This is a genomic window from Planococcus alkaliphilus (assembly GCF_057031095.1).
Genome location: NZ_CM168060.1, coordinates 277,433 through 294,634, shown reverse-complemented (window position 1 = coordinate 294,634; position 17,202 = coordinate 277,433). Strand labels below are relative to the sequence as shown.

Genomic DNA, 17,202 nt, shown 5'->3' with positions numbered 1-17,202 from the left:
ATCCCCAGTAAAACCGGGGATTTCCTTTTTCATTTTAAAGCCGCCTGCTTTTCGGCAGCCGTTAAAAACCCTTCTATTAATTGATTTCCTTCAGGCGTCCCGATCGATTCCGGATGGAACTGAAAGCCGAAGACCGGATAATCCCGATGCTTTACTGCCATGATGGTGCCGTCATCTTCTGCCACTGCCTGGATTTCAAAACAATCCGGCAACGAACTTTCTTCAATCGCAAGCGAATGATAGCGCATGACCGGCAAAGGCGTAGAGAGTCCGGCAAAGGCACCTTGCTGTTTGTGGCTGACCATGGAGACTTTGCCATGCCGAATCTCTGGTGCTTGAACGACCTTTCCGCCAAATGCAGTGCCGATCAATTGGTGTCCTAAGCAAATTCCAAGCACTGGAATGGATTGATAGACAGCTTCAATCAACTGCAGGGATTCCGGCAACTCTTCCGGATGCCCCGGACCGGGAGATAAAATGATGGCTTCCGGCTGGAGCGCAACAATTTCATCTATCGTCATCACACCGTAGCGGACCACTTTAATTTCTTTTCCCAGTTCTGCTGCCGCCTGATAAATGTTATAAGTGAATGAATCATAATGATCGATCAATAAAATCATCCGAACACCTCCGTCAGTGAACGTGCTTTATGCAGCGTCTCTTCGTACTCGGCTTGCGGATCCGAATCATAGACGATGCCGGCACCTGCTTGTACATGGACAAACTGATCCTTGACGACAAATGTCCGGATGGCAAGCGCCACATCCAAATTGCCATTAAAGCCGATATAGCCGATAGCCCCTCCGTATACACCGCGCCGCTCTTCTTCGTACTGCTGGATCAATTGCATGGCGCGCACTTTCGGAGCTCCGGAAACCGTCCCAGCAGGCAGGCAAGACACCAAAGCATCTAGAGGGTGCATCGCTGTATTCAAGTTGCCGGTCACTTCTGAAACGAGATGCATCACGTGCTGGTATTTTTCAATCGCCATGTATTTTGGAATCTTCACTGAACCGATTGCAGCTACCCGGCCGACATCATTGCGGCTAAGATCGACCAGCATCTGATGTTCCGCGCGCTCCTTTTCATCATTTGCCAGTTCTTCAGCAAGCATCTGGTCTTCCTCTTCTGTCCGCCCGCGCTTTCTTGTGCCAGCAATTGGATTGGTCACCATATGGCCGCCGCGGATGGTCAACAAGCTTTCAGGAGAAGCCCCCACTACCGCATAGTCCTCAAAGTCGATATAGAATTGATACGGCGACGGATTTTGCTTGCGCAATTTGCGGTATAAATTGAACGCATTGCCTTGATAAGCAGCAGACAATCTTTGCGATAAGACCAGTTGAAAAACATCGCCTTTACGAATATGCTCTTTCGCTTGCGCCACTTGCGCACGGAATGCAGCTGCATCCGTTTTCGATGCAAAATCCAAAGGGTCTTGGCTTTCCCTTTCCTCTCCTTTTTCAGGTGCGCGCAATTGCTGTTCCACTTCACCAAGCTTGTCTTCGAACGAAATAATGGTGACATCATTTTTCACGTGGTCAAAAACGATGATCGTTTCGTATAAATGCAGATGGATATCCGGCATCGCCAAACTGTTTTCCTTGGCTGCCTCAATTGGCTCATACGCTTGAATGGCATCGTAGCCGATATAGCCGAGAGCTCCTCCTGTAAAGGGGATGCCTTCCAATTCCGCATCGTGAACTGGAAGAAGGGACTTTAATAGTTCAAGCGGCTTCCCTGTATGGTGAATGACTTTTCCCGTTCTAAAATCCTGCTCTTCCAGTTTTTCTCCGTGCCCGATAAATGTTTTGGAAGGGTCTGCTCCGATAAACGAATAGCGGCCCGTAAGGCTTGTTTTCAACGAACTTTCAAGCAGGCATTTCCTTGGCCCCTTCAACCGGTTGAACACCATGATCGGTGTCAAGGAATCGCCATCAATTTTCCTAGCTTTCATCTCTGCTCATCTCCTCTAAGTTAAAGACAGCGCGTTTAAACCATAAAAAAACCCCTACAGGAAATAAATTCCCTGCAGAGGACGGTTCAACCGCGGTGCCACCTCATGTTAAAGCTGATCCAGCTTTCACTTGATCCCCTGTAACGCGGGGCAACGGATTCCTCTACTCCGATTTCAAGGAATCACTCATAAGTCCATTCACGCCCGTTCCACACCAGTTTCCACCTGCCACTGGCTCTCTTTGAGTGGAGATCACGCGCTACTCTTCTTATTCATCGATTTGCTCTGCTATTCTCAGCTCAACTGTACTTTGGCGATGCCGCTCCCGGCACCTTCTGCCATCATCCGTACAAAAGGTTGCTCCTATCTTATTCAATTCCTACTTCGATGTCAACCATCCACTGCTCTTTCTATCGGATAATTCTGTATTAATCAATAAATTTACGGTATAACTAGTATTAAGCACGATAACCTATAACAAGGGAGGCTATACAAATGAAGAAGAAATCTTTCTCTTTATTGGCAGGAATGTTGACTTTACTGTTGATTTTAACCGGCTGTGCAGGTGAGAGCGGCGGGAGTGACAGCAGCGGAGAAGGTTCCGGCGATAAGACGACCATCAGTTTCATGCATTGGCGCAATGAAGACAAAGCTGTATTCGACGAGATTATTGCCGAGTTTGAAAAGGCGAACCCCGACATTGCTGTTGAAATGAACATTTATCCTTCCGACCAGTACCAAGCTACTGCGCAGCGCATGCTGCAAGAAGGTTCTACAGGCGATGTATTCACTTCTTTCCCAGGAGCCCAATTTGAATCCTTGCAAAAAGCAGGTATTTTTGCCGATTTGACAGAAGAAGAGTTTGTTTCGAAATTTGATGAAAATTTAATTTCCGTCGGACAGAAAGACGGCAAACAAATGGCGCTTCCTTACCAGCTCGTATTTAATATTCCAGTCTATAACAAAGGCATGTTTGAAGAATTAGGATTAGAGGTACCAAAGAGTTGGACTGAGTTTCAAGAAATGGCCGATACACTTCTTGAAAATGGCATCACGCCGATCGCTTTCCCAGGTGCAGACATTGGCCCTAACCAATTCATGAACAGCATGATGATGAATAACGCCTTAGATGAAGACGTCTTTGCAAAATTGCAAAGCGGAGAAGAGTCTTTGACAAACGAATGGTGGGTCAAGACTTTGGAAGACTTCCAATTGCTTGAGCAAAAAGGCTATATCCAAGAGAATGCATTAGGAACGAATGCTGATTCCGCTATGGCAATGGTAGCAAATGAGGAAGCTGCCATGATCGCGACAGGTTCTTATCATATGGCTTCGATCATGGGCTTGAATCCGGATTTGCAATTGGATCTGCTTGCCCCGATTACAGTTGAAGAAAGCGAAGCCGTGTATGAAGGCATCAATACCGCTACTTTCATGCTCGCGGTCAACAGCAAGTCTGAAAAACAGGAACAAGCGAAAAAATTCATTAATTTCCTCAGCGAGCCTGAAATCGCTTCAAAATATGCGAATGGTACGGGCCAGCATTTGACAGTTACGGACGTGAATTACGAATCAGAGGAATTGAAAAATACTGCTTACTGGATTGACGAAAAGAAAACACGGTTCCAGCCGCGCTTCTTAATCACTAACGCACAAATCGAAGATGCAGTGTTGAGTTCAATTGAAAACGTACTCGGCGGTGAAGATCCAATGGCAGCGGCAGAAGCTGCCCAGAAAATCGTAGACGAAAACAGGGAATGATGTCATGAAAACCTCGAAAACCATTTATTTATTTTTTATCCCAGGATTGATCCTTTATAGCATTTTCTTTTTATATCCGACTGTTAGCGCGCTCTTCTACTCGTTCACAGATTGGGATGGCTTCAGTGAGGCGTTTCAATTTGTCGGGTTCAATAATTTTGAGAGGGCGCTTACCGGAGATTCAATTTTCTGGAAAACTGTCGGCAACAACTTGAAATTCATGTTGGTTGTTGTTATTTTGCAAACGATTGTAGCCCTCGCTTTTGCGATGATTGTTCTGAAAAACACGAAGACTACAGTGTTTCTTCGCGCATTGTACTTTTTCCCGACAATCTTGTCATCGGTTTCGGTAGCATTTATCTGGTCATTCATTTATGACCCTTCCCTTGGGATCTTAAATCAGCTGCTTGAACTGGCGGGACTTGATTTCCTTGCGCAAAACTGGCTCGGCAATGCGAATATCGCCATCTACTCACTCGCCATCACCCAGATTTGGTTTCACGCGGGACAGATGCTCATCGTTTTTGTCGCTGGCCTGCAAGCGATCCCGCAGGAAATGTACGAAGTGGCAAAAATCGAAGGCGCCAGCAAATGGCAGACTTTCCGAAGCGTCACGTGGCCATTGCTTGCTCCTTCTGCTACGATTGTCGTCGCTTATACGACCATCCAATCGTTTAAAGCATTTGACCTGGTCTTTGCCATGACTGGCGGCGGACCGAATAATTCGACTGAAATCATTGCAACTTATATTTACGAAGTCGCTTTCAGAAGCTATCAATTCGGTTACGCGAGTTCAATTTCTGTGATCTTTATGATTATTATCGCCTTTATCACGTTCCTGCAATTTAAAGCATTGCGATCGGATCGGGTTTCTTACTGAAGAAAGGAGGACGACAGATTGTTTTTTAAAAGGTTTTCCCTATTCGTTTATGCTTTGCTAATCCTGGTACCGTTAATCATCGTTTTGCTGACTTCCGTTAAAACGCTTCAGGAAACTTTCGCAAACCCGCTCGGCTTTCCTGAAGGCGGCATCAAATTCGATAATTACGTCGCCATTTTCCAAGAACAGACCATGGCCGGTTATTTCATGAACAGTACCGTCGTCACTTTGTTCTCGGTTTCCTTGACCTTATTGTTTGCTGCTATGATCGCATTCGGCATTACACGGCTCAATAACTGGCTAGGCAATATTCTTTTTGCCCTGTTTACGCTCGGCATGATGGTGCCGGCCCAAGTGATCATGGTGCCGCTTTACTCGCTCGTTCTGAATATCGGGCTTACCAATAGTTTAGTTGGACTGATTTTAGTCAACATCTCTTCTACCTTGCCGATCGCTGTTTTCATCCTGACCGGATTCATGAAAACTTTGCCAAAAGAATTGTTCGAAGCTTCAACAATCGACGGCGCGGGCAATTGGAAGATGTTCACGAAAGTTGCCATTCCCTTGTCCTTGCCTTCTCTCTCGGCAACCGCTATTTTTCTTTTCGTGATGCATTGGAATGACTTGCTTTATCCGTTGCTGTTCATCACGGACAACGCTTATAAAACTTTGCCGCTTGCTTTATTGGAGTTCAGAGGGCAATATGCCACTAACTATCCGATGCTGTTCACCGGTGTCGTCATTGCATCCGCGCCAATGGTCGTTGCCTACGTTTTCTTGCAGCGCTATTTCGTCGCCGGCATGACAGCGGGCGCGGTAAAAGGATAAATATATCGAAGAGAGGCCGGTACCCGTTTTGGGCACCGGCCTTTTTCATTACCAAAGCTGCGGTTTTGCGACCATGAGCCAAAGCATCACGAGCAAGAGGAAAATGTAGATCCAGACAGAACGGTTCAATTTCTCGATCACGTTTTTACGGTCAGCGCCAGGCGATTCGAATTTTTTTAAAGTCGGCTTGAAAGCCCGCGCAAGGAAAAACACAGAAGCGAACATGATGGCTAAGGTCATGACAATCCATGAAGTGGACCATGGCCAATAGCCAAGCCAAATCATCAGCACACCCGAAGCTACCAATACGTGCCCTGCATGTTTCACGAGCCGGATCGCTGACCTGAAAGTTTGAATTTGCGCTTCCAGCACGTTTTCCGCCACCCCTTCCATTCGTTTCAGCAAAGGGATCAGTACAAAAAACGGCCCGATGGATAAAATAGCGCTCATGATATGCGCGAATAAAATCAATGTATATAGCATAAACGTTTCAACGTCCTTTTTTTCGTTCTTTCTTTATTATAGGCTAGTGGAAAAATTAAAAAAAGGAGCGGCCGCAGATTCTCTGCGCCTCTCCTTTTCCATCTGACTTGCATTTAATTAGTTGGCGAAATAATGTTTGCCGATTTTCGTAACGACGTCGCGAGTGAAAATCCACGTATCCGTTACACCTGCAGGGTTGTAGTAATATGTCGCCCCGCCTGTCGGATCGGCTCCTTGCATCGCGTCTCTCACAGCCCGGTAAGCGGAAGAATTCGGGTTCAGCCAATACTGGCCGTCATTTACAGCCGTAAAGGCGTTGCGCTGGAAAATGACATTGTATGTACTGTTTGGGAAATGGGCTGAATCGATGCGGTTTAAAATAACTGCTGCGACGGCTACTTGCCCTTTATAGCTTTCGCCCCGTGCTTCTCCATGCACCGTACGCGCCATCATTTTAACTTGATCGATTTTGTTTTGCGTCAAAGGACCTGTATAGCCCGTTGAAGGAATATTGAAATCGCGCTGGAAACGACTCACCGCTTTTTCAGTTATCGGGCCGTAATAGCCTGTGGGATCTACATGGAAATAATCGAGCTTCTTCAATAATGTCTGCAATTCGGTTACTTGCTGCCCCGTAGAGCCTAATTGCAGATCTCCAGAATGGGCTTCTGCTTCTGTTTGAGAAAAACTTAGAAAGAATACAGTAAACAAGACAAAAGTGAATGTTTTAATGATTTTCATGCTTTCTCTCCCTTCTATTCCGGAACCATGGAGTGTTCCTTATCCCAGTATAGAGTTCTAGCAGAGTGAATCATATCCATCAGACCTACTTTCTTTATTGGAAAGAAAAGTGCAAAAGTCGCGTCCGTTTGATTTTTATTGAAGAAAGAAAGGTTTTTTCGATAAACTTTATGAATTTATGCTCATGTCCTTAAAGGATAAAAGATTCAAAAACGAGCAATCTAATCCTGCCGGCACTTTCTATTTTCCATAGCGGCATAAAAGAAAAAAGGACTTTCACAAGCCCTTTTGAATGGTTATTTCCGAACCAGATGCAGCTGTGCGAATTGTCCGGATTGCTTGACCGACTTCAGCTCGTATTCGATTTCCTTATCAAGTTTTTGGAACAGCGGGATGCCGTTGCCAATTAAGGTGGGTGCGATCGAAATGATGAATTCGTCCATCAAATCTTCCTGCAGAAAAGCTTCAATTAATAAGCTGCCTCCGATTACCCAAATGTTTTTTCCTTGGCGTTTTCGAAGCCGTTCGACAAAACTCGGAATGTCTTCGTTAGTAAAAATAGCATGTTCACTGTTTTCAGTTGATCTGCTCGAAAACACATAGCATTCTTTGTCTTCATATGGGAACTTTCCTTTTTCCATTTCCATCACCCACTCATAGGTGCGCCTACCCATTACGACCGTATCAATCGTTTCCATGAATTCAGCATAGCCGGCGTCTCCATCCATCTCGACTTTGAAAAGCCAGTCCAGCGAATCGTCTTCGGTCGCTATATAGCCATCCAAGCTTTCCGCTATATAACAGACAACCTTTCTTTGCTCGCCCATTTTTTCACCTCTTCCAGATTTGATCATTTGCTGCGTTTCATTCACTATATCACGATGCTGCCTGTCTGGAAGTTAACTAAGCATAAAAAAATAGCGCCAGGGATTTTCATCCCAGCGCTTCATGGCTATTAAGAATCTTCAAGTTCTTTCATTCGTTTATGCGTTTGAGGGAAGCCATTCGCTTGCCATTCCGAACGATAAGCTGAATCCAATTTCGTCAATCCGATTTCCGCTTCGTCATAAGGAGCGTTCACGCTTTCTTCACGGTCGACTTCTACGCTATTTCGCATATCGTTGTCTTCGAAGACCCAGACTTTCTTTTTCTTGTTTTTGTTGTATGCAGTGAGCAATAGAATCCCGCTGGCTACTGCCATTCCTGTGTAGACAAATGTTTTATTAGCCATTGCCATTCCTCCAAAAACCGTATTTGCTTATAAAGCTATGTTCCCTTTTCCTTGAAAAGTTAATCATTTCAGTTTGGCGGCAAACCGGATTAGCTTAGACGGCTTCCCATTTCTTTGATACAGTTTAAGTATCTTGAAATGACGGAGGGGTGCAAATGCAAAAAATTGTCATTGTTTCCGATACGCATATTCCGAACCGCTCAAAAAAACTGCCTCAGAAGTTGGTTGATGAATGCCAAACTGCCGATTTCATCATCCATGCAGGCGATTGGCAAACCTTAGACGTGTACTATGAATTAGCGGCTTATGCCGAAACAGATGGCGTCACCGGAAATGTCGATCCCTGGGAGATTCTGCATCGCTTCGGCAAGAAAAAAATTCTCACATTCGGCGATTTAAGAATCGGTGTCGTGCACGGAGACGGCATCCGAAAAACAACCGAACAGCGTGCCTTTGAGGCTTTTGAAGGAGAGAATGTCGACATAATTGTTTTCGGCCACTCCCACACGCCGATCAGACGCGAAGTGGAAGGCGTGACCTTATTCAATCCCGGTTCCCCTACTGACAAACGGCGCGAATCTCAATACTCATTCGGCCTCCTTGAAATTGGCGACAGCTGGGAACTCAAACATCTATTTTTTGATAAAGAAGAAGGATAAAAAACGGACCGCCGCTACCCGCGACGGTCCGTTTTTTCTTTGCATTCTTTTATCAGTACAAATCCGAGCTGCTTCAAAGCCGTTTCCAGATTCGCTTCAATCAGGATGCCTTTTAAACTTTCCGCGAAATGCGGAACTTTTAAGGCCATATATGGTTGGATTCCCGTCAATACTGGAGCAATGCCAATCAGCTTTAACATGCTGACAAGCTTCAGCAAGTATTCCCCGACCACCGAATTGATTTGCGAAACCCCTGAAACGTCGATGACCAAATAATCGAGATTTTGGTCGCTGCATTTAACTAATACATCATTTAAGATAAACTGCGCACGTTTAGCTGTAATATCACCGATAATCGGTAAAATCGACACGCCTTTCGTAACAGGAACAAGAGGCGATGAAAGAAATTGAATCTGTTCATTCGCTTTTTCAAGTTCGAGGACATAAGTCAGGAGCGAGGACATCATTTCGAAGAGCCGCTGATTTTCTTCCGTGAATTCAAAAGACTCGGTATCAAGGCCACAGATGGTGCCGTACACTTCCCCATTTTCATAATAAACAGGAATCCCCACAAATGATCCGCGCCCAAAACGCGAAGCAATTTCGAGCTCATTCGAAAGAGGATCTGCAGAAATGTCTTCAATGATCAGCGCATCTTTCCCGTGATTGATGCTTAAACTGCAAAAGGTTTGATTCAGAGGAGATGAATGGCCTTCTTCGACCAATGTTTCTTTTGCATTGACCGCTCGAACGATTTCATTTCTTCGGCCGTCGTTTTTGGCAATGAATAAGGTATTGATATTCATTTGCATACTCAACAACGCTAAGATATGGTCTGCCGCTTCTTCGAAATTCCGAAAACTTCTAGATGCTTGGGTTTCATTTAAAGACATTCTTCGCCCTCCTTGCGCTTCTTCTGTTGTAAAATCACTGCCAATACTCTTTCTTTAACATACTATTTGTTCAAGGGCTTTGCAAATGTACGAGCCGGCTTCGTCTTGCTGCCTAGTAATGTTCTGGAAATTCGGGATTCGGGTATAGTTTACCAAACCCACTTGAAGGAGGCAGACGAATGAATAAGGCAAATACGCACCTGGAAATCGATTTATTGAAGCAAACCGATACAAGCATTTACTTTGAATGGACGGAAACAGGCGATACCTGTGTCGTCAAAAGAGACGCCAACGTAATTTACAAAGGAACAGACCATAGCTTCACAGATGAAAACCTGGAACCGGGTGAAATGTATACGTATACGTTTGACCGCTTAGACAGCTCAGGCAAGAAAGCTGAGCGAATTAAAATGCAGACCAGCACAGAAAACCATTCAGAAGACATTGTCAATCTCCTCCAGCAGCGGGCCTTTACCACCATTGTCACCCCTTCAAAAATCGCACTTGCCTGGGGAGGCATTGAAGGCGTGGATGCATACGAAATTTACCGCGACGGCGAATTGATAGACACGATCAAAAAAAGACAATATACGGATCGCGATATTGAGAAAGACCAGGCCTACACCTATTGGATCCGTGCAAAGCGTCCGCTCGAAAGATCCGAAACCGATTTCAGCGAAGAGAAATCATTCCTGGCCAATATCTTCGGGTTTATCAACATCAAATCTTCTCAAGATAAAGCAGCGATGGAAGAATTTTGGGTAACGAAGAAACTGGCATCAATCGATCAGCTTTTAGGGGACTCGCCAAAAACCGATGTTTCTGACCAAAATCGCAAATGGGATTTCCGCTACACGACTTTCCTTCCCGATGATCTTCTGCAGAACCCTAACTTGCTATCGCCCAACCGCTATTTTGGCGGAGACGGCCGAGAATTTGATGCGGAAGCAAAAGATTACCGGACCCAAGTGAATTTTACGCTTGAACTGCGAGATGAAGAATCCCGCATTGAATTCAAAAAAGATGTAGGCGTCAGCATTGCCTATGACTGGCGGAAAAAATTCCGGAAAGCAGACGTCGCTTCCTCTAATGAAGTACAAGTGGAGAAAGTGAAAGAAGACGATCGGAATGTCAATATCTCCTTAACGCATAGCGTCGGCAACCCTTTAACGACGTCGCCGAACATCGACTATGACGTATCGGCAACGTTTTATCGCAACGGCCAATACGACATCGTCGGCCTGCACGACCAAGCACCTAACCACGAAGTCTACTTGAAAAACGATAAAATGGACGACTGGTTCCAAATCCACGAAGCCGAAAGCAAAGGCCTCGCCTGGATGTCCAGATCCATCGCCAGCCAGTATTGGAGAATATCGAATTTTGAGTGAGAAAAGCGGAAAGAGCCGGGTAGCTTCGACAGGCTTAAGGCAGAACGCGAGGAGGCTGTTGCCGCCGCAGCGGGCTGACTTAAGACCCGAGAAGCTGGCTCTTGCAGCTGGACAAAGAAAAGCGGAAAGATCCACCCTTTCCACAAAATAAAAAGCTGGATGCGTTTAGCATCCAGCTTGTTTTATTTGTCCAAAAAGCGTTTACGGATATGAGGCGGCGGCAGCATACAGCTGTTGAGCTTCCCAAAAACCTTATAGCGGTTTTTAGCAAACACATCGTAAGCGCCGTCACGCACTGCGCGAGGAAACGGCTTTAGATAGTATGCTAATTTCCACAAACCCGTTAAATGGTGGGAAATCATTAAGGCCCCTTCCGATTTAACGTAAGCCTCTCCGTCTTTGATCAGCACTAAGCTGTCTACATCGTCCGGCACCCCATATTTTTGGCGCAGCTCCATTCCGACGTCGCTTTGAAGTGACGCAAACTGGTAATAGCCGGCCGGGTCGTGCTGTATGATAAATTGAACGCTCGAGTCACAGAAATTACAATCTCCGTCAAATAACACTACGGCATGATCCATCTAAATCCCTCCTTTGCAAAAACATATTAATACTTAAATAACCTCTTTTTGCTTCGCTCAAACACGGCTCATTCGGAAAGCGTGCCTTGGTGAAAGAAGAGTTTCCAGCCAGAAGCCCGCTTTTTCCACACGGAACTGCGCAAGGATTTTTTTCCGCTGGTTTTATTCCAGATCTGATAAGTGGTCAATACCGCTTCTTCGCCGAGTTGATGCAGAAGAAAATCGGAAATTTCCATCTCGTCAGGAGTAAGTGCATGATTGCCGTCGTAATCTGCCCTTCTCCAAATTCTTCCCGAACTGCCGATTTCGTAGAATTCATCATCCAGCACATCTCCCAGTTTCTCTCTAGAAACGCGGACGTCCGGATGGATATGGCTGCACTCCAGCTCATAAATCTCCTGTTCCAACTCCTTCATGCCGTTTCCCCCTCCTGTATTTCTTTTTACTCTAGGGAATAAATGCAGGAGCGTCAATATATTCTCAACGTAAAAAGCCTCTGCAAGAAGCAGAGGCCAATCTTTATTTTTCGTCTTCGTAAAATTCTTTCATGTCTTCATCTTTTCCAGGCTGGTCCTGCGGTCCATCTGAAGAACCGTAGTCTTCTACGTCTTCAAAGGAATCCGTGTAGTCGCGCAGGCGGCCGTCTTCTTTCTCGACCGGCTGGCCAGTAGCGCCTTGGAGCACATCCTCTTCTGGTGGACGCGTGGTTAAATCCGGGTTTTGGTCGGCATGGTCGATGCATGTCAAAGCTGTCGGCAATGCTTCGAGCCGTTCATACGGAATGTCTTTTCCACAAACGGTGCATTTTCCATAAGTGCCTTCTTCGATTGCCGCTAACGCCGCGTTGACATCATCCAATTCGTCTTCTTTGAATTGATTAAGCGCCATGCCGCGTTCCTGGTCGAACAAGTCGGTGGCATTATCTGCCGGATGGTTATCGTAATTTGACAGCTCTGTCGTGTCAAATTCTTCTGTATGTTCAACACGATCTTCTAAAGAACTCTTTTGTTCGATCAATTGTTCTTTTAATCCTTTTAATTGTTGATCCGTCATCTTGGTTCCTCCTCAAAAGCTTGCTTGTTTTGTATATTTCCTTTTTAGGAGAAATCAAACCTGCAAGAATTCCGGAATTCCGGGCACCTCTATTTATTCGTCAAAACGCTTTAACAAACTTAGGAGATATGCATCGAGACGGTGCCTTATCAATTCATCCGTTAAACCGGTCATTCCAAACATAGCCCAACCCGGATAAACGGTTGGCAGGCCTTCCGAAACGTCTACCAATGCCGCCAAATCCCAATAAGGATTATAAGTGAAACTTTCTCCTGCCGCTTGCTCGTAAGCCGCTAAAAATTCGTCGGCTGCAGAAATTCCATACAGCAAAGCGAGATTGACGCGGCAATGCCCGATATCTACTCCAGCTGGTCCCCGGCAAGCGTTAACCCAATCCACAACCCCGCTTACCCGGCCATCTTTCCATAGTATATTCGTGGGATGGTAGTCCCGGTGAATGAAACAAAATTCTGCAGCCGGCCGAATGCCGCCGACAATATAGAATGCGCGCAACCATTCGTCTGCGTATCCCGACCAGACAGGCCGCTCCATTTTCAATGCATCGTTATAAGCGAAATATTCCCATTCAAACGCTTCCGCTTTATGGCGGTGAATTTCCGACAATGCGAACGCCATCTCTTTCAACCACTGTTTTTCATCGGCCGGCTGCAGCACGACTTCTCCACTAATTTTGGTCATTAGCACGGCCGGCAGTCCACAAAATTCACCCGTTTCATCAAAAGCCACGATTTCTGGAACTGCCAAGCGGGTCTTTTTGGCTTCCTTTAAACTAGCCGCCTCGTGTTTTGCCAGATCCGGCTCCATCATGAGCCATTCCTTTAGCGTGAATAAGCGCAAGACGAATGATTCGAGCTGGCCCTCACGTACGGCAGTGAACTCAAACAGATGCGAAGAAGTTCCGCCTTTCAGTGGGACCATCTCATTTAGTTCACTTTTGCTGCTGAGCGACTTTTGAAGCCAGGCCTGTATTTTGGGTGTCACTTCGTATTGGTTATCCATTATCGGTTGTCTCCCTTCCATGCGAACCCATTCAGCGTTTATTCAAAACAGCAGAGGGTATATTTTAAGCTATAGCCTTACTTCAGATAAAGCAAAAATTTCGAGGAGTTGAAAGCAATGAAAGTGAAAACGCCAATCCCCCGTGCAAAGGAATTAGATAGCACCTTATCCTTAATCAATGAAGGATTTAACTTTATGCCGAGCCGGCGCCAAGAACTGGGATCCGATATTTTTGAAACCCGTCTCATGGGCCAAAAAGCTGTGTGCATTTCCGGCGAAGAAGCCGCTTCCCTCTTTTATGATAATCAATACTTTAAACGAAAAGGCGCGATGCCGAAACCTCTGAAGAAAACTTTGCTTGGCGAAGGCGGTATTCACGGCCGAGACGGTGAAGAGCATCACCATTTGAAGCGCATGTTCCTTTCGATGATGACGCCTGAACGACTTGAAGATATTAAACGGATGGCCATTGAAGAACTCGATGCGAAAGCGAGCCAGTGGGAAACAATGGACCAAGTTGTGCTGCTGGATGAAGTCCAAGAAATTCTAACGCGCGCCATCTGCCATTGGGCTGGCCTTCCTTTAAAAGAAAGTGAAGTGAAGCAGCGCACCGAAGAATTGGTATCGATGGTCGATTCCTTCAATGGATCGATTGCGCGGTTTAAACGCGCAGCAGCTGCCCGGCAAAGCCAGGAAGCCTGGCTGAAAGACATTATTCAGGATATCCGCTCAGGTGTCTTTAACCCGCCGCCGTATACCGCTGCCTATATCGTTGCCAACCATCGCGGAACAGACGGGAAATTATTAGACCTCCACACCGCTGCGGTCGACTTGAATAATTCATATCGCCCAATGCTCGCGACTTCATTCCTTATTGTGTTCGGTGCACTTGCCATTCATGAGTATCCGGAAACAAAAACGAAATTGCAGGAAGACCAGAACAATTACAGCCATATGTTTGCACAGGAAGTCCGCCGCTATTACCCTTTCACTCCAGCAATGGCAGCAAAAGTGAAAAAGGATTTTGTCTGGCATGGCTATCATTTCAAAGAAAACATGATGGTCGTCCTCGATATTTTCGGCACGAACCGCCATCCCGACAGCTGGCATAGAGCCGATGAATTTATTCCGGAACGCTTTGAAAATTGGAAAGGCAGCCCGTTCTCATTTGTCCAACAAGGCGGCGGCGATCATTACGCGGGGCATCGCTGTGCCGGTGAATGGATGACGGTTATGGTCATGCAGGCGTTCTTTAAATACTTCACGGAGAATATCAGCTACAGCGTGCCGGAGCAGGATTTAGCATACGACATGACACGCATGCCAACCATGCCGAAGAGCCGGTTTATCATCAGCAACGTCCGCAAGACAAAAGAGTCACCTGCCAATATTCTTTTCCGTGAACATGGACTGAGCATTGTCAGAGCTTCCTACACCCATTGACACCGATGGGAAAGTCTTTTACTATGAATGAGTTAGACTAATTTTATAACCCGGCAACGGGAGAGGTTCATAGCATTTCACCCTCTATAAAAAACTATGGATTGACGAAACTCAGCCGAATCCACATGCGATTCGGCTTTTCTTTTTCCGTTTTTTATAGGCCTCTCTCAAGCTGGCTACTTGAGGGAGGCCTTTTTTCATGGCAGGAAGAAACGAAGACACATTAGATCACTTATCATTGCTCGGCAATCAGAACACCAAATACAAATTCGAGTACGACCCGGACATTTTGGAACCGATTGATAATCTCCACACACGGGATTATTTCGTGAAATTCAATTGCCCGGAATTCACTTCGCTTTGTCCGCAAACGGGACAGCCGGATTTCGCGACGATGTACATCAGCTTCATCCCGGATAAAAAATTGGTGGAAAGCAAATCCTTGAAATTGTATTTATTCAGCTTCCGCAACCACGGAGATTTCCACGAAGATGTCGTCAATATCATCATGAACGATCTGATCAAATTAATGAAACCCCGCTATATTGAAGTATGGGGGAAATTCACACCGCGCGGCGGCCTTTCCATCGACCCTTATACGAATTACGGCAAACCTGGAACAAAATACGAAGAAATGGCATCGTACCGGATGATGAATCACGACATGTATCCTGAAACGATTACCAATCGCTAAGGGGGCCGTCTAGATGTTGCTTTACTTAAACGGCGCTTTTGTCGGCTTGTTGATTCTCTCGAATATTTTGGCGGTAAAACTTTTCAGCATCGGCGAGTGGCTCGTTCTGCCAGCTGCGGTCATCGTGTATGTGTTCACTTTTCCGATTACCGATACCATTGCTGAGGTGTACGGAAAAGAAGCGGCGCGAAAAACGGTATTTGCCGGTTTCATCACACAATTATGCGCCCTGGCATTTATCTATTTTGCCATCCAGTTGCCTTCGGCTCCGTTTTTCGGTGATCAGGCTTCTTTTGAAACCATTTTTTCAGCGGGCTTCCGTGTCACGCTAGCGAGCCTCGTTTCCTATTTCATCAGCCAAAACCTGGACGTTACCATTTTCCACAAATTAAAAGACCGCCACGGCGAGTCGAAATTGTGGCTGCGCAATAATGCTTCGACGATGGTCAGCCAGTTGGTCGATACGACGATTTTTATCGTTATCGCTTTTTACGGAACGATGCCGCTTTCTGCATTGATCGCCATGATTTTCACGCAATACGCTTTCAAATGGTGCGCTGCGGCTCTCGACACACCGCTTGTCTATTTGCTGGTGAAAATATGCCGGCGCGAACGCATAACAGCTGAACACAGCTATTCATAAGCATGAAAAAAGCCGGAAGCAAAGGATGCTTCCGGCTTTTTTCGGTTTATTGATTTCTCATGCCTGCTGCAGATTTTGTCGGTTTTGCTGCACTAGCCAAGACAAGTTCCGCTACAATCGGCAAATGGTCAGAAGCCGAAGTTTCAATAACCGATGCCTGTTTTGGCGGCAACAGTGAATCCGTCAAAATGTAGTCAATGCGGGTTATCGGTTTTAACATCACGCCATCACTTCCATCTTGATGGGGTGCTGGATATGTAAAGGATTTCCCTTCTTCTACATCCGCGAACGCATCATTCAACCAATTTGTTAACCGTTTGATCTGCGGTTGTTCCGGATTTGCATTAAAGTCTCCGGTCAACACTTTTGGAAAATGGCTTTTGTCCATAATAGCCAAAATTTCATCTACATTTAGTTGAAGCTGTTCTTCTTTCAAGGATAAATGCGTGTTATAAAAACTAAGGTAGGTGCCTTTCACTTCTATCACCGCTTCTAAAATACCGCGTTGTTCACTTGGCGTAAACGGGGACTCCACTTCAGTCAATAAATGATTTTCTACATACTTGATAGGATACTTGCTGAACACAGCGTTTCCGTATTGTCTTCGAGGCCTTTCTGCTTCAATGGGTTCCAAATTTAGATTTGCTCCAAAAGCCGCATACATGCCGAGCCTTTCGCTCAACCATTCTACCTGATCAATAAACGAACTGCGTTCATCAAAATAACGGTCAAGTTCCTGCAAGCCGATCACTTCTGTCCCTGACTGTTCAATGATATAGGCGATTCTCTCCAAATCCACTTTATTGTCCATTCCCATCCCGTGAGCGATATTGAATGACATAACCTTAAGTGGAATAGTGGACACCGTCCTATTTTCTTCCATGAAAACTCTCCTCCTGAATAGTAACGCATGGCCTTGGCTAAGTGACTAAGATGGGTTTAGT

At 45.7% G+C, this 17,202-nt stretch carries 20 protein-coding genes, 1 riboswitch and 1 other annotated feature; of the genes, 8 read left to right on the top strand and 12 right to left on the bottom strand.

The window, feature by feature from the left end; all coding sequences use genetic code 11:
• Window positions 1-29 precede the first annotated feature (29 nt).
• The gene (locus tag AC2EXB_RS01610; RefSeq protein WP_483603217.1) at window positions 30-620 is read right to left on the bottom strand and encodes an anthranilate synthase component II; all 591 of its coding nucleotides are present in this window, start codon (window positions 618-620) and stop codon (window positions 30-32) included.
• On the bottom strand, window positions 617-1,957 hold the full coding sequence (trpE, locus tag AC2EXB_RS01605) for an anthranilate synthase component I (RefSeq protein ID WP_483603215.1): 1,341 nt from the start codon (window positions 1,955-1,957) through the stop codon (window positions 617-619). The genes AC2EXB_RS01610 and trpE overlap by 4 nt, the downstream gene beginning before the upstream one ends.
• Window positions 1,958-2,031: 74 nt before the next feature.
• Window positions 2,032-2,242 (bottom strand) — a binding site (T-box leader).
• A gap of 210 nt (window positions 2,243-2,452) precedes the next feature.
• Between trpE and AC2EXB_RS01600 the strand changes: the two genes are divergently transcribed.
• From AC2EXB_RS01600 to AC2EXB_RS01590, 3 genes are read left to right on the top strand one after another with little or no spacing between them, the layout of a single operon-like run.
• Window positions 2,453-3,718 carry an ABC transporter substrate-binding protein gene (locus AC2EXB_RS01600; protein ID WP_483603213.1) on the top strand — a complete coding sequence of 422 codons (1,266 nt, stop codon included), beginning with the start codon at window positions 2,453-2,455 and terminating at the stop codon, window positions 3,716-3,718.
• A 4-nt stretch (window positions 3,719-3,722) separates the two neighbouring features.
• Complete coding sequence (locus AC2EXB_RS01595; protein WP_483603211.1) at window positions 3,723-4,598, top strand: carbohydrate ABC transporter permease; 876 nt, start codon at window positions 3,723-3,725, stop codon at window positions 4,596-4,598.
• A gap of 18 nt (window positions 4,599-4,616) precedes the next feature.
• Window positions 4,617-5,426 carry a carbohydrate ABC transporter permease gene (locus AC2EXB_RS01590; RefSeq protein WP_483603209.1) on the top strand — a complete coding sequence of 270 codons (810 nt, stop codon included), beginning with the start codon at window positions 4,617-4,619 and terminating at the stop codon, window positions 5,424-5,426.
• Window positions 5,427-5,474: 48 nt separating this feature from the next.
• Here AC2EXB_RS01590 and AC2EXB_RS01585 read toward each other — a convergent pair whose 3' ends face one another.
• The 4 genes from AC2EXB_RS01585 to AC2EXB_RS01570 form a co-directional block, all read right to left on the bottom strand.
• Window positions 5,475-5,909, bottom strand: a complete 435-nt coding sequence (locus AC2EXB_RS01585) for a hypothetical protein (protein ID WP_483603207.1) — start codon at window positions 5,907-5,909, stop codon at window positions 5,475-5,477.
• 117 nt (window positions 5,910-6,026) lie between these two features.
• The gene (locus AC2EXB_RS01580) at window positions 6,027-6,650 is read right to left on the bottom strand and encodes a cell wall hydrolase (protein ID WP_251477943.1); all 624 of its coding nucleotides are present in this window, start codon (window positions 6,648-6,650) and stop codon (window positions 6,027-6,029) included.
• A gap of 296 nt (window positions 6,651-6,946) precedes the next feature.
• The gene (locus AC2EXB_RS01575; RefSeq protein ID WP_483603205.1) at window positions 6,947-7,477 is read right to left on the bottom strand and encodes a dihydrofolate reductase family protein; all 531 of its coding nucleotides are present in this window, start codon (window positions 7,475-7,477) and stop codon (window positions 6,947-6,949) included.
• A 128-nt stretch (window positions 7,478-7,605) separates the two neighbouring features.
• Complete coding sequence (locus tag AC2EXB_RS01570; protein WP_483603203.1) at window positions 7,606-7,881, bottom strand: hypothetical protein; 276 nt, start codon at window positions 7,879-7,881, stop codon at window positions 7,606-7,608.
• 155 nt (window positions 7,882-8,036) lie between these two features.
• On the opposite strand from AC2EXB_RS01570, the gene AC2EXB_RS01565 reads away from it, so the two are divergent.
• Window positions 8,037-8,540: a metallophosphoesterase family protein gene (locus tag AC2EXB_RS01565; RefSeq protein ID WP_483603201.1), complete on the top strand. Its 504-nt coding sequence runs from the start codon at window positions 8,037-8,039 to the stop codon at window positions 8,538-8,540.
• A gap of 14 nt (window positions 8,541-8,554) precedes the next feature.
• On the opposite strand, the gene AC2EXB_RS01560 is transcribed toward AC2EXB_RS01565, so the two are convergent.
• On the bottom strand, window positions 8,555-9,433 hold the full coding sequence (locus AC2EXB_RS01560; protein ID WP_483603199.1) for an STAS domain-containing protein: 879 nt from the start codon (window positions 9,431-9,433) through the stop codon (window positions 8,555-8,557).
• 179 nt (window positions 9,434-9,612) lie between these two features.
• On the opposite strand from AC2EXB_RS01560, the gene AC2EXB_RS01555 reads away from it, so the two are divergent.
• Entirely contained in the window at window positions 9,613-10,824 is a 1,212-nt protein-coding gene (locus AC2EXB_RS01555) for a DUF3238 domain-containing protein (protein WP_483603197.1), read from the top strand.
• A gap of 182 nt (window positions 10,825-11,006) precedes the next feature.
• Here AC2EXB_RS01555 and AC2EXB_RS01550 read toward each other — a convergent pair whose 3' ends face one another.
• The 4 genes from AC2EXB_RS01550 to AC2EXB_RS01535 form a co-directional block, all read right to left on the bottom strand.
• Entirely contained in the window at window positions 11,007-11,405 is a 399-nt protein-coding gene (locus AC2EXB_RS01550) for a thiol-disulfide oxidoreductase DCC family protein (protein WP_235197932.1), read from the bottom strand.
• A gap of 68 nt (window positions 11,406-11,473) precedes the next feature.
• Window positions 11,474-11,821 (bottom strand): nuclear transport factor 2 family protein, encoded by a 348-nt coding sequence (locus AC2EXB_RS01545; RefSeq protein ID WP_483603195.1) that lies wholly within the window; start codon window positions 11,819-11,821, stop codon window positions 11,474-11,476.
• Between the two features lie 103 nt (window positions 11,822-11,924).
• A complete protein-coding gene (locus tag AC2EXB_RS01540; protein WP_251477961.1) occupies window positions 11,925-12,458 on the bottom strand; it encodes a TraR/DksA C4-type zinc finger protein in 534 nt (177 codons plus the stop codon).
• 93 nt (window positions 12,459-12,551) lie between these two features.
• Complete coding sequence (locus AC2EXB_RS01535) at window positions 12,552-13,478, bottom strand: phosphotransferase family protein (RefSeq protein WP_483603193.1); 927 nt, start codon at window positions 13,476-13,478, stop codon at window positions 12,552-12,554.
• Window positions 13,479-13,595: 117 nt separating this feature from the next.
• Between AC2EXB_RS01535 and AC2EXB_RS01530 the strand changes: the two genes are divergently transcribed.
• From AC2EXB_RS01530 to AC2EXB_RS01520, 3 genes are all read left to right on the top strand, one after another.
• On the top strand, window positions 13,596-14,921 hold the full coding sequence (locus tag AC2EXB_RS01530; RefSeq protein WP_483603191.1) for a cytochrome P450: 1,326 nt from the start codon (window positions 13,596-13,598) through the stop codon (window positions 14,919-14,921).
• Between the two features lie 56 nt (window positions 14,922-14,977).
• Window positions 14,978-15,025: riboswitch (PreQ1 riboswitch) on the top strand.
• Window positions 15,026-15,120: 95 nt separating this feature from the next.
• On the top strand, window positions 15,121-15,615 hold the full coding sequence (queF, locus tag AC2EXB_RS01525) for a preQ(1) synthase (protein ID WP_483603189.1): 495 nt from the start codon (window positions 15,121-15,123) through the stop codon (window positions 15,613-15,615).
• Window positions 15,616-15,628: 13 nt separating this feature from the next.
• Complete coding sequence (locus AC2EXB_RS01520) at window positions 15,629-16,258, top strand: queuosine precursor transporter (RefSeq protein ID WP_483603187.1); 630 nt, start codon at window positions 15,629-15,631, stop codon at window positions 16,256-16,258.
• Between the two features lie 46 nt (window positions 16,259-16,304).
• Here the strand turns inward: AC2EXB_RS01520 and AC2EXB_RS01515 are convergent, their stop codons facing one another.
• Window positions 16,305-17,141 carry an endonuclease/exonuclease/phosphatase family protein gene (locus AC2EXB_RS01515; protein WP_235197925.1) on the bottom strand — a complete coding sequence of 279 codons (837 nt, stop codon included), beginning with the start codon at window positions 17,139-17,141 and terminating at the stop codon, window positions 16,305-16,307.
• Between the last annotated feature and the right edge of the window lie 61 nt (window positions 17,142-17,202).